The organism is Streptomyces caniferus, from assembly GCF_009811555.1.
In the GTDB taxonomy this organism is placed as follows: domain Bacteria; phylum Actinomycetota; class Actinomycetes; order Streptomycetales; family Streptomycetaceae; genus Streptomyces; species Streptomyces caniferus.
Genome location: NZ_BLIN01000003.1, coordinates 1,183,723 through 1,195,135, shown reverse-complemented (window position 1 = coordinate 1,195,135; position 11,413 = coordinate 1,183,723). Strand labels below are relative to the sequence as shown.

Sequence of the window (11,413 nt, the reverse complement as noted above, 5' to 3'; positions counted from 1 at the left end):
CGGGCGCGGGACGGCGCGACATCATCGACGGGTTGCACGACGCCGGGCTCGACGTGGTGCCCACCGTGACCGAGACCCTCGGCGCCGCGAAGAGCGCACAAGACCGAGGTGGCCTTCCTGGGCTACGGCCGGGACCGGGAGAACGATCATGGTTGGCGGAACGTCAATTACCGCGGCACGATCAATGTCGAGGTCGACACCGAACTCGTCAAGCTCGATCCGGCCGGCTTCCGGCCGCTGCGCTCGCGTCGTGAGCGGCCCTGAGCGCCAGGGGCCGCAGCTGGTGCGGTCACTGCGTGCAAAGGCTGTTCCGGGCCGGGGTGTTGCTGTCATCGTGTGGTGGACACGGACCACCAACACTGGGGGCGGTATGGGACGGGCCATCAGGTGGGTGGTGGCGGGACTGGTGACGGCTGCGGCCTTTGCCGTGCCGGCGTGGCTGTGCGGTGCGCTCTTGCTGCCGTCCCTGCTGGAGGATCCCGCGATCCGCTGGTCGCTGGCCTGCGCATTGGGCGCGGTACTGGGATCGCTGGCGGTGTTGTGGAGCAACAGCTTCGCCACCAGTGCGCCGGCGAGCGGGACTTCAGGCTCTTCGGTCGAAGCCACGGCCGAGCGGGCGGTGGCGATCGGCGGCAGTAGCTCCGGCCCGATCTCCACAGGCGACACCACCGCACCGGCTGCGCCCGCACCCACCGGGCCCGCGCCGGTGCGGCCCGGCGGCGGACCGGACCCGGACCCGCCACCGGCTGCGGGCACGGTTTCCGCGTCCGGGACCCGCTCGATCGCCATGGGCGGAACGAACTCCGGTCCGCTGTCCACGGGCGATCAGCGCATCGGCGAGCAGGCCGCCGGTGATCCGCCTGACAGGACTGCCCCGTGAAGAGGCCGGTCCGGCGGACCGACGCGCAAGAGCCAGAACCACCCGCCACAAGCCCCGCCCCGGGCCCCGCCCCCGCCTCACGGGTGGAAGCCCGCGGCGAGCGGGCCGTATCCATCGGAGGCAACGTCCACGCCCCTGTAATGACCGGGGACGGCGCCCTGGCGGTGTCCCTGCCGCCCGACGTGTTACGGCCCCCCGCCCAGATCCCCGCCCCGCCCGGACTGGACACCCTCTCCGGACGCCCGGGCCTGTTCGTCGGCCGTACAGAGGAACTGGACCGGCTCGACGAAGCCCTCGCCACCCCCGGCGGGGCCGTCGTCCAGGCCGTGCACGGACTGGGGGGCATCGGCAAGAGCACCCTGGCCGCGCACTGGGCCGCCACCCGCGCGCACGGCTGCTACCCCGCCCGATGGGTCACCGCCGACACCCCCGCCGGGGTGCAACAGGGCCTCACGGACCTGGCCGGAGCCCTGCAACCGGCCCTGACCGGCACACTGCCGAGCGAGGCACTGGCGGAATGGGCCCTGCAGTGGCTGGCCAGCCACACCGGCTGGCTGCTGATCCTGGACAACGTCAACGACCCGGCCGACATCGCCCCGCTCCTGGACCGCACCCACGCACACGGACGCTTCCTGATCACCAGCCGCCTCGCCACCGCCTGGCACCACATCCCCACCGTCGTACGCCTGGACGTCCTGGCCGCGGCCGACGCACTCGACCTGCTCACCCGTACCGCCACCCACACCGCACCCGGCCGGAACATGGACGGCGCCGAGGACCTGTGCGCGGAACTGGGCCAACTCCCGCTGGCCATCGAGCAGGCAGCCGCCTACCTCGCCCAGAATCCGCTCACCACCCCGCGCGCCTACCTCACCCTGCTGGACCAACACCCGGCCGCGATGTACCGCACCGGTGCGGTCGGCGTCACCGCACCCCAGCGCACCATCGCCCGGATCTGGCACGTGACGCTGGACCGGATCGCCACACTCCACCCCCAGGCCGCCGGTCTGCTGCGCCTGCTGGCCTGGTACGCCCCCGACCAGATCCCCGCCACACTCCTGGACGGCGGCCCGGCCGACCCGCCCACGCTGAACACCGCACTCGGCGTCCTGACGGCCTACAGCATGATCACCCCCGATCCCGCCACCCACACCCTGTCCGTGCACCGACTTGTCCAGGCACTCGCCCGCACACCGGACCCCGACGACCCCCACCGCACTCCAGCCCTCACCGCACAAGCCCGCGAACAGGCCACCGACTGCCTCTACACCGCCCTGCCCGCACACTGGACAGACCCCACCACCCGGCCGACCGGGCGCACCCTGCTCCCTCATATCGACGCTCTCGCCGAACACACCACCCAGGACACCGATACCCACACCACCGCCCTGCTCCTCAACCAGACCGCCCACTTCCTCGTCGGGGAGGGCCTGCCCGCTCGCGCGTTCAGCCACCTCCAACGCGCCCTTTCCGACATGGTGCGGGTGCTGGGTGATGACGACCCCGACACTCTGACCACCCGCAACAATCTTGCCCACGCCTACTGGTCGGCGGGTGATCTGGGACGCGCGATCCCGCTGTTCGAGCAGACCCTCACCGACACGGTGCGGGTGCTGGGTGAAGACCACCCCGACACTCTGGCCTCCCGCAACAGCCTCGCCTGCGCCTACCAGTCGGCGGGTGATCTGGGACGCGCGATCCCGCTGTGCGAGCAGACCCTCACCGACATGGTCCGAGTGCTGGGCGAAGACGCCCCCGACACTCTGACCACCCGCAACAATCTTGCCCACGCCTACTGGTCGGCGGGTGATCTGGGCCGCGCGATCCCGCTGTTCGAGCAGACTCTCGAAGAGCGGCTGCGGGTGCTGGGCGAAGACCACCCCGACACTCTGACCACCCGCGACAGCCTCGCCGGCGCCTTCCGGTCGGCGGGTGATCTGGGACGCGCGATCCCGCTGTGCGAGCAGACCCTCACCGACACGGTGCGGGTGCTGGGTGAAGACCACCCCTCCACCCTGACCACCCGCAACAACCTCGCCGGCGCCTACAAGGCGGCGGGTGACCTGGGCCGTGCGATCCCGCTGTTCGAGCAGACTCTCGAAGAGCGGCTGCGGGTGCTGGGCGAAGACCACCCCGAGACTCTGGCCACCCGCAGCGACCTCGCCGCCGCCTACTACTCGGCGGGTGATCTGGGCCGCGCTATCCCGCTGTTCGAGCAGACCCTCACCGACACGGTGCGGGTGCTGGGTGAAGACCACCCCTCCACCCTGACCACCCGCAACAACCTCGCCCACGCCTACGAGTCGGCGGGTGACCTGGGCCGCGCTATCCCGCTGTTCGAGCAGACCCTCACCGACACGGTGCGGGTGCTGGGCGAAGACCACCCCTCCACCCTGACCTTCCGCAACAGCCTCGCCGATGTCTACGAGTCGGCGGGTGATCTGGGCCGTGCGATCCCGCTGTACGAGCAGACTCTCGAAGAGCGGCTGCGGGTGCTGGGCGAAGACCACCCCGACACTCTGACCACCCGCAACAACCTCGCCTACGCCTACCATGCAGCGGGTGACCTGGACCGCGCGATCCCGCTGTACGAGCAGACTCTCGAAGAGCGGCTGCGGGTGCTGGGCGAAGACCACCCCGACACTCTGATCACCCGCAACAACCTCGCCGGCGCCTACGAGTCGGCGGGTGATCTGGGCCGCGCTATCCCGCTGTTCGAGCAGAACCTCACCGACACGGTGCGGGTGCTGGACGAAGACCACCCGCTGACCCGTTCAGTCCGCCGCGCTCATGCTGATGCTCTCGCCAAGCGGGCTGGCGAGGGCCCAAAGTGCATGTGAGCGGGTGTGCCACAAGCATGGCGCAGCCAGTTCAGCGACTACGGCTCGCCGAGCGCGTGGAGCTTCTCCACGTTCAGCTTCGCGCGGCCGTTCGGCTGTACCTCGATGCTGCTCTTCGCGTCGGCGCCGGCCTCCTGAAGGCGCTCGGCCATCTGTTTCCATGTCGCGTCCAGCACGTCGATCAGCTCCCGAAGGTGCTGTTCCGCGTCCTCCGGGAGGCTCAGGCCCGCCAAGACGTCCTCGCGCCCGGCCCTGAAGCAGGCGGGCGCGCGGGTCGGACCAGCGGTGTGAGGGGGAGGCGAAGATGTCGCGGCGCTTGAGGGCGCGGAAGAGCTGCTCCAGCACGCACACCACGTACGCGTCGCGGTCCACCGCTCCCTGGGGCGGCTCGGCGTTCGCGTACACCGCCTTGCGCCAGCGTGCCGGGACCAGCTTGTCGTCGACCTCGCGCGGCAGCAGCGGCTTCTCCGACACCTTCCGCCGCGACAGGGCCGGGTAGTCGCTTCACCCCGGTCAGGATGCGCATCGCGCCGGTCGCCGCTCTCAGCGCAGACGTCTCGCCCAGCAGCGACAGGAACGGGCGCACGGTGTTGTAGCGCAGTGCGAGTGCCCCGCGCGGCGCGGTCTCCGCCGTGTCGTCGTCCTCCGGCACCAGGCTCACCACCGTGGCCGCCGCGCTGGAAGAGTGGCCCGGGGCGCGATCTCTTCCAGCGCCCGCCACAGTGCGGCCGTGTCCACATAGCGTCCGGTCTCGTCGATGAGTTCCAGCTCCTCGATGACCACCTTTGAGTGACCGTGGATCTCTTACTGAAAGACCGCACGGGGAGGGCCGCCCGTGCTAGGCGATCACGACCGCGCAACCATGATCGTTCTCACCGATACTGACTGTTCCGTTGATCCCCATGGCCGGTGGCGGCGAGCGGTTGCCGCTGCTGAGGAAGTACGGGGTGCGGGGCATCGGCCTATGGGTGCTCGGGTTCAAGGACCCCGGACTTCCGGGCCGCGCTCCGTGGCGAGCAGCCGCAGCGCGGCCTCGGACGGTGAGCCCGGCGCCGCGGTGTACATCAGTACGCCCTGCCCGGACCCGTCCGGCGTCTGCAGCATCTCGAAGTCCAGCTCCAGTTCGCCCACCAGCGGATGGTGGAACCGCTTGGTCCCGAAGGTGCAGTTGTGGACGGCGTGCCGTGACCACAGACCGCTGAACTCGGTGCTCTTCATCGACAACTCGCCGATGAGTTCGGCCAGTTGGCGATCGTCGGCGTACTGGCCCGCGGCCACCCGCAAGGAGGAGACGGCCCGCCGGGCCTCCTTGTCGCGGTCCGGGTACAGCTCGCGGGTGTGCGGGTCGAGGAAGAACAGCCGCTGGGCGTTGGGGCGGTCCTGTGGGCGGCCGGGGCTGTCGAAGTCGAGGTGCCCGGCGATCAGGGCGTGCCCCAGGCGGTTCCACGCCAGGATCTCGAAGCGCGGCCCGAGGGCGAGGGCCGGTATGTCCGTCATGGCGGCGAGCAGCTGCCGTACACCGGCGCGGGCCGTGTCGTGGCGCACCGCGGGGCGGCGGCGCGCCCTGGCCGGACGGGCCAGCTCGCGCAGATGCGCCCGCTCGTCGTCGGTCAGGCGCAGCGCACGGGCCAATGCGTCCAGCACGCCCTGCGAGGCGTGGTGGCTCTGGCCCTGTTCGAGGCGGGTGTAGTAGGCGACGCTGACGCCGGCGAGCTGGGCCAGCTCCTCGCGGCGCAGCCCGGGGACGCGGCGCCGCGTCCCGTAGGAGACCAGCCCGACGTCCGCCGGCTGCAGCCGGGCGCGGCGGGTGCGCAGAAAATCTCCCAGTGCGGCGGGGGAGTCCGTGACGGGTGTGTCCATGCCGGCCAGTCTCCGTCATCGGGCGGGCGGGAGCCTGGCCCTGTCGGTAGCAGGGTCCCGGGCCCGGCCGGTGGCGGCGGCGGGGCCTGGCCGCGATGTGGCGGAGACTGTTCCCTGCGGGATACCGACCGCTTAGTATGTCGCTGGCGGTGGCGCCGGTGGGCCCGCCGCCCCACCCGCGTATCCAAGGTCTGTGGAGGCTCCAGGTGAAGGCATGGCGCGTACACGCGAACGGCGAGCCGCGTGAAGTGATGCGGCTGGAGGAGGTGCCGGACCCGCAGCCGGGACCGGGTCAGCTGCTGCTGCGGGTGCGGGCCGCCAACGTCAACTTCCCCGACGCCCTGCTGTGCCGCGGCCAGTACCAGGTGCGGCCGCCGCTGCCGTTCACCCCCGGCGTGGAGATCTGCGGCGAGGTGCTCGCCGCGGGGGAGGGGGCGGCCGGACGGATCGGGGCGCGGGTGCTGGCCCAGCCGCCGCTGCCGGACGGCGGATTCGCCGAGCTCGCCGTCGTCGATGCCGCGACGGTCCGCCCGGCGCCCGAGGCGCTGGACGACGCCGAGGCCGCCGCGCTGCACATCGGCTACCAGACCGGCTGGTTCGGACTGCACCGCCGGGCCCGGCTCCAGGCGGGCGAGACGCTGCTCGTGCACGCCGCCGCCGGGGGCGTCGGCAGCGCCGCCGTACAGCTCGGCAAGGCCGCCGGCGCGCGGGTCATCGGTGTCGTCGGCGGCGAGGACAAGGCCCGGACCGCCCGCGAACTGGGCTGCGACCTCGTCCTCGACCGCCGTCACGACGACATCATCGCCGCCGTGAAGGAGGACACCGGCGGCCGGGGCGCGGATGTGGTCTACGACCCGGTGGGCGGCGACGCCTACGCCAAGTCCGTCAAGTGCATCGCCTTCGAGGGCCGGATCCTCGTCGTCGGCTTCGCCGGCGGTGCCATCCCCACCCCGGCCCTCAACCACGCGCTGGTGAAGAACTACGCGATCCTGGGCCTGCACTGGGGCCTGTACAACACCAAGGACCCGGCCGCGGTCGACGCCTGCCACGAAGAGCTGTCGAAGCTCGCCGCACAGGGCGCCGTCAAACCGCTCATCGGCGGCAGGTTCCCGCTGGAGGACGCCGCCGAGGCCGTCCAGCGGGTCGCCGACGGTACGTCCACCGGCCGGCTCGTCGTCCTGCCCGCGGCAAAGGAGACCCGATGACCGACGCCGAGGACCTGCGCCGGCGCACCGTCGAGCTGCTCACCGCACACCCGCCCGCCGAGACCGGACGGCTGGAGTTCCTGCGCGCCCGCTTCGACGCGGGACTGGCCTGGGTCCACTTCCCCGAGGGGCTCGGCGGGCTGGACGCGCCGCGTTCCCTGCAGGCGGTCGTGGACGCGGAGTTGGAGGCCGCCGGCGCCCCCGGCAACGACCCCGGCCGTATCGGCATCGGCCTCGGTATGGCCGCGCCCACCATCCTCCGCTTCGGCAGCGACGAGCAGAAGCAGCGCCTGCTGCGCCCGTTGTGGACCGGCGAGGAGGTGTGGTGCCAGCTGTTCAGCGAGCCCGGCGCCGGCTCCGACCTGGCGGCGCTGGCGACCCGCGCGGTACGCGACGGCGAGGGTGACTGGATCGTGGACGGCCAGAAGGTCTGGACGTCCAGCGCGCATCTGGCCCGCTGGGCGATCCTGATCGCCCGTACCGACCCCGACCTGCCCAAACACCGTGGCATCAGCTACTTCGTATGCGATATGACCGACCCCGGCGTCGAGGTGCGTCCGCTGCGGCAGATCACCGGCGAGGCCGAGTTCAACGAGGTCTTCCTCACCGGTGTCCGCATCCCCGACGCCCAGCGACTCGGTGAGGTCGGCGAGGGCTGGAAGGTCGCCCAGACCACGCTGATGAACGAGCGGGTCGCCATCGGCGGCGCCCGCATCCCGCGCGAGGGCGGAATGATCGGCGTGGCCGCCGCCGACTGGCGCGCGCGGCCCGGACTGCGCACCCACGACCTGCACCAGCGGCTGCTGACGCTGTGGGTGGAGGCCGAGGTCGCCCGGCTGACCGGCGAGCGCCTGCGCCAGCAGCTCACCATGGGCCAGCCCGGCCCCGAGGGCAGCGGGATGAAGCTCGCCTTCGCCCGGCTCGCGCAGGAGATCAGCGGCTGGGAGGTGGAGTTCCTCGCCGAGGACGGTCTGACCTACGACGACTGGACGATGCGCCGCCCCGACGGGGTCGACTTCACCGGCCGTGAGGCCGGTTACCGCTATCTGCGCGCCAAGGGGAACTCCATCGAAGGAGGCACCTCGGAAGTGCTGCTCAACATCGTCGCCGAACGTGTGCTGGGGCTGCCCCCCGAGCCGCGCACCGACAAGGACGTCGCGTGGAAGGACCTCCCCCGATGAACGACGGGACCCCCCTGACCGGCACCCCGGCAGCCGACCCCGACCTGCTGTACTCCGAGGACGAGGAGGCGCTGCGCGCCGCCGTGCGCTCGCTGCTCGCCGACCGCGGCGATCCGGCCACGGTGCTCGCCGGCCTGGAGTCGGAGGTCGCCTACGACACCGGGCTGTGGCGCGCCCTCGCCACGGAGATCGGTGCCGCGGGGCTGCTGGTGCCCGAGAAGCTCGGCGGTGCGGGCGCGAGCGCCCGTGAGGCCGCCGTCGTGCTGGAGGAGGTCGGCCGCTCCGTCGCGCCCGTCCCCTATCTGACCAGCGCGGTCATCGCGGTGACCGCGCTGCTGGGCTGCGATCACGCCCGGGAGGACGTCGCCGCGCCGCTCGCCGCGCTCGCCGGGGGCCGGACCGTCGGTGTGCTCGCGGTCCCGCTGCCCACCGCTCCGGGCGGGCCGGCGGAACCGGCCGTACGGGCCGCGGCGGACGGCGCCCTGACCGGCCGGGTGACCTCGGTCGCCGACGCCGCGGGCGCCGAACTCCTGCTGGTTTCGGCCCAGGGCCCCGACGGCCCGGCCCTCTACTCCGTCGAGGCCTCGGCGGACGGGGTCCGTACCGACTCCGTCACTCCGCTCGACCTCACCCGCCCCCTGGGCCACCTCACCTTCGACGGCGCCCGCGGTACGCTCCTGGCCTCCGGCGACCGGGCCCGCGCCGCCGTCGAACGCGCCCTGCTCACCGGTGCCGGACTGCTCGCCTCGGAGCAACTGGGCGTCGCCGAATGGTGCCTGACCGAAACCGTCCGCTACACGGCACAGCGCACCCAGTTCGGCCGCCCCGTCGGCTCGTTCCAGGCGCTCAAGCACCGGATGGCCGCGCTCTGGCTGGAGGTGGCCTCGGCCCGCGCCGCCGCCCGTAACGCGGCGGACGCGCTGGCCACCGGCAGCCCCGACGCCCCGGTGGCGGTGGCCGTCGCCCAGGCGTACTGCGCGCCGGTGGCGGTGCGCGCCGCCCAGGAGTGCGTCCAGTTGCACGGCGGCATCGGTATGACCTGGGAACACCCGGCCCATCTGTTCCTCAAGCGGGCCAAGAGCGATGAGCTCGCCCTCGGGTCGCCGGGGCGGCACCGGGAGGCCCTGGCGGGGCTGGTCGGCCTCGACGCCCCGTAGGCCACCGCCTGCGGGCGGTGGTGCGCGGTCACTCGGTGATGGCGAAGGTCCGGCTGACGCCGCCGACCGCGCCGTCACCGGCGGTGGCCACCTCCAGGAAGTAGCGGGGGCCCGGCGGCACCTTGGGCAGCGTCACGATCGCCTCGGAGGCCGCTCCGGCGGCCGCCCGGGGGACCACCAGGGCCACCCGCTGCGACCGGCCGTGGCCCGTCGCCGCCCGCAGCCATACGTCCACCGGCTCGCCGGTGCTGTTCTTCCAGGCCACGTTGAAGCTGCCGTTCGCCTTGTAGTCGACGCCCGGCTCCGGCGCGGTCACCTCGATCCGCCCGGTCGGCGGCGAGGCGAACTCCCCGGATTCCGCGCGGTCCTCGGACTCCCCGGGGGCCGCGCCGGCGGCGGTCGTGCCGAGGGCGGAGGTGGCGGCCCGCGCGGCCGAGCCCGCATGGCCGGACGTGACCTTCGGCCCGGCGCCCGAGGGCCGGCTCCCGTCCGCGTCCGGGTGGGACGGTGTCAACGAGATCACCAGCATGCATCCGACGGCGGTGGCGGCGACGGCGACGGCCAGATTGGTGGCCATCGAGGTGGCCCTGCACATCGTCTCCTCGTTTCCTCGGGGGAGTGGCGAGCCGGAACATCCCCGGCACTCCGATCATCAAAAACGACGCGCGGAGCGATCACCTGGATGGACAGCCCCGGCGTGACAGCCCGTTGTGGGCGGAGGAAAATACCCCGATGCGGGCCGAATCGACCCCTGCACCGGTGATGTCTGGAAAGTGCGGTTCAGGTAGCGTCGAACACATGAAGACCGCGATACGCCGTGCCCTGATCGGACCGCTTCTGCTGCTGGTGGCCGTATTGCTGGCGGTGGTCGCCGCGACGGCACCGGGGGCCCGTGCGGCCGGCGGGCTCGACGAGGCCGCGGCGGCCCTCCAGAAGGGCCCGGTCTACGTCGATCCCCGTGTCGCGAGCCAGTTCTCCTCGGCCGAGGCCGACGCGCTGGCCAAGAAGATCAAGGACGCGGACAAGCCGGTCTTCGTCGCCGTGCTGCCCCGGGCCGCCGAGTACCCACCCGGCACGCTGCTGAAGGATCTGCGCACCAAGACCGGGATCAGCGGCGTCTACGCCGTCGAGCTCGGCAACGGCTTCAACGCCGGCGCCGACCCGCGGGTGATGCCGCACAGCGCGGTGCAGAACCTCGTCGGGTCGGTGCAGCGTTCCCACTACACGGACGTCGGCGACCGCCTGAACAGCTTCGTCGACACCGCGCTCAAGTCGGCGCACGGCCACGCCCCCTCGTCCTGGGGCGGCTCCGGCGGCAGCGGCTTCGACACCGGCACCGCGATCGGCCTCGGCGTGCTGGTGGTCGTCGGCGGTGGTGGCGCGTACGCCATCGCCCGCCGCAACCGCCGGAGGCGGGCCGAGGAGGAGCGGGCGGCGCTGGAGGATCTGCGGGTCGTCGTCGACGAGGACATCACCGCCTTCGGCGAGGAGCTGGACCGGCTCGACTTCCACCCCGGCGAGCCCGGTGCCGACGAGGCGATGCGCGCGGACTACAGCCATGCGCTGGACGCGTACGAGAACGCCAAGGCGTCGATGGCGGCGGCCGAGCACCCCGGCGACGTCCAGGGCGTGACCAAGGCCCTGGAGGGCGGCCGGTTCTCGCTGGCCACCCTGGCCGCACGCCGTGAGGGCAGGCCGCTGCCCGAGCGCCGGCTGCCCTGCTTCTTCGACCCGCGGCACGGTCCGTCCGTCGTCGATGTCGCCTGGGCACCCGCGGGCGGCGCGGAGCGCACCGTGCCGGTCTGTGCCGCGGACAAGAGCCGCCTGGACGACGGCCGGGAGCCGCTGGCCCGTACGGTCCGGACCGCGGGCGGCGACCGCCCGTACTGGGACGCGGGCCCGGCCTACGGCCCCTGGGCAGGCGGCTACTTCGGCGGTGGTCTGCTGCCCGGCCTCCTGGTGGGCACGCTGCTCGGCAACGTGATGTTCTCCACCGACGCCTACGGCGCCGACTTCGGCGGCGCCACGGGTGCCGAGGGCGGCGACTCCTCCGGAGCCGACTTCAACTCCGACGACTTCGGGGGCGGCTTCGGTGACGGCGGCGGGTTCGACGGCGGCGGCTTCGGCGGTGGCGGCGACGGGGGCTTCGGCGGCGGCTTCTGAGCACCGGGCGCCCGGCGCGGGTGCGCCCACGACCCTGGCCGGTGAGTGCCGCACAACCCTGGCCGGTGAGCGCGCCACGACCCTGAGCGGGTGGGCGCGCGCAGCCTCTCGGCGGGGGGCGGGCCCC

The 11,413-nt window shown here is 72.8% G+C and carries 9 protein-coding genes and 1 pseudogene; 7 read left to right on the top strand and 3 right to left on the bottom strand.

Going from position 1 to position 11,413, the window contains the following annotated elements:
- Positions 1-108 precede the first annotated feature (108 nt).
- The 3 genes from Scani_RS13865 to fxsT all read left to right on the top strand — a co-directional run bounded on the left by Scani_RS13865 (position 109) and on the right by fxsT (position 3,720).
- Positions 109-264: a hypothetical protein gene (locus Scani_RS13865; protein ID WP_159474498.1), complete on the top strand. Its 156-nt coding sequence runs from the start codon at positions 109-111 to the stop codon at positions 262-264.
- Positions 265-394: 130 nt separating this feature from the next.
- The gene (locus tag Scani_RS13860) at positions 395-880 is read left to right on the top strand and encodes a hypothetical protein (protein ID WP_159474495.1); all 486 of its coding nucleotides are present in this window, start codon (positions 395-397) and stop codon (positions 878-880) included.
- Positions 881-1,020: 140 nt separating this feature from the next.
- The gene (gene fxsT / locus Scani_RS13855; RefSeq protein ID WP_159474492.1) at positions 1,021-3,720 is read left to right on the top strand and encodes an FxSxx-COOH system tetratricopeptide repeat protein; all 2,700 of its coding nucleotides are present in this window, start codon (positions 1,021-1,023) and stop codon (positions 3,718-3,720) included.
- A 41-nt stretch (positions 3,721-3,761) separates the two neighbouring features.
- On the opposite strand, the pseudogene Scani_RS42125 reads toward fxsT, so the two are convergent.
- Positions 3,762-4,509: pseudogene (locus Scani_RS42125) on the bottom strand (Tn3 family transposase); the annotation flags it as partial.
- Between the two features lie 189 nt (positions 4,510-4,698).
- Entirely contained in the window at positions 4,699-5,580 is an 882-nt protein-coding gene (locus Scani_RS13845) for a helix-turn-helix transcriptional regulator (RefSeq protein WP_159474489.1), read from the bottom strand.
- Between the two features lie 206 nt (positions 5,581-5,786).
- Here Scani_RS13845 and Scani_RS13840 point away from each other — a divergent pair, with 206 nt between their 5' ends.
- Genes Scani_RS13840 through Scani_RS13830 form a run of 3 tightly spaced genes read left to right on the top strand, consistent with a single transcriptional unit; the run spans position 5,787 to position 9,123 of the window.
- Positions 5,787-6,785 carry an NADPH:quinone oxidoreductase family protein gene (locus Scani_RS13840; protein WP_159474486.1) on the top strand — a complete coding sequence of 333 codons (999 nt, stop codon included), beginning with the start codon at positions 5,787-5,789 and terminating at the stop codon, positions 6,783-6,785.
- Positions 6,782-7,966: an acyl-CoA dehydrogenase family protein gene (locus Scani_RS13835; protein WP_159474483.1), complete on the top strand. Its 1,185-nt coding sequence runs from the start codon at positions 6,782-6,784 to the stop codon at positions 7,964-7,966. Before Scani_RS13840 ends, Scani_RS13835 begins: the two co-directional genes overlap by 4 nt.
- On the top strand, positions 7,963-9,123 hold the full coding sequence (locus tag Scani_RS13830) for an acyl-CoA dehydrogenase family protein (RefSeq protein WP_159474480.1): 1,161 nt from the start codon (positions 7,963-7,965) through the stop codon (positions 9,121-9,123). Before Scani_RS13835 ends, Scani_RS13830 begins: the two co-directional genes overlap by 4 nt.
- A gap of 28 nt (positions 9,124-9,151) precedes the next feature.
- On the opposite strand, the gene Scani_RS13825 is transcribed toward Scani_RS13830, so the two are convergent.
- A complete protein-coding gene (locus tag Scani_RS13825) occupies positions 9,152-9,718 on the bottom strand; it encodes a hypothetical protein (protein ID WP_246295775.1) in 567 nt (188 codons plus the stop codon).
- A gap of 203 nt (positions 9,719-9,921) precedes the next feature.
- On the opposite strand from Scani_RS13825, the gene Scani_RS13820 reads away from it, so the two are divergent.
- On the top strand, positions 9,922-11,286 hold the full coding sequence (locus Scani_RS13820; RefSeq protein ID WP_174872675.1) for a hypothetical protein: 1,365 nt from the start codon (positions 9,922-9,924) through the stop codon (positions 11,284-11,286).
- Positions 11,287-11,413: the final 127 nt, after the last annotated feature.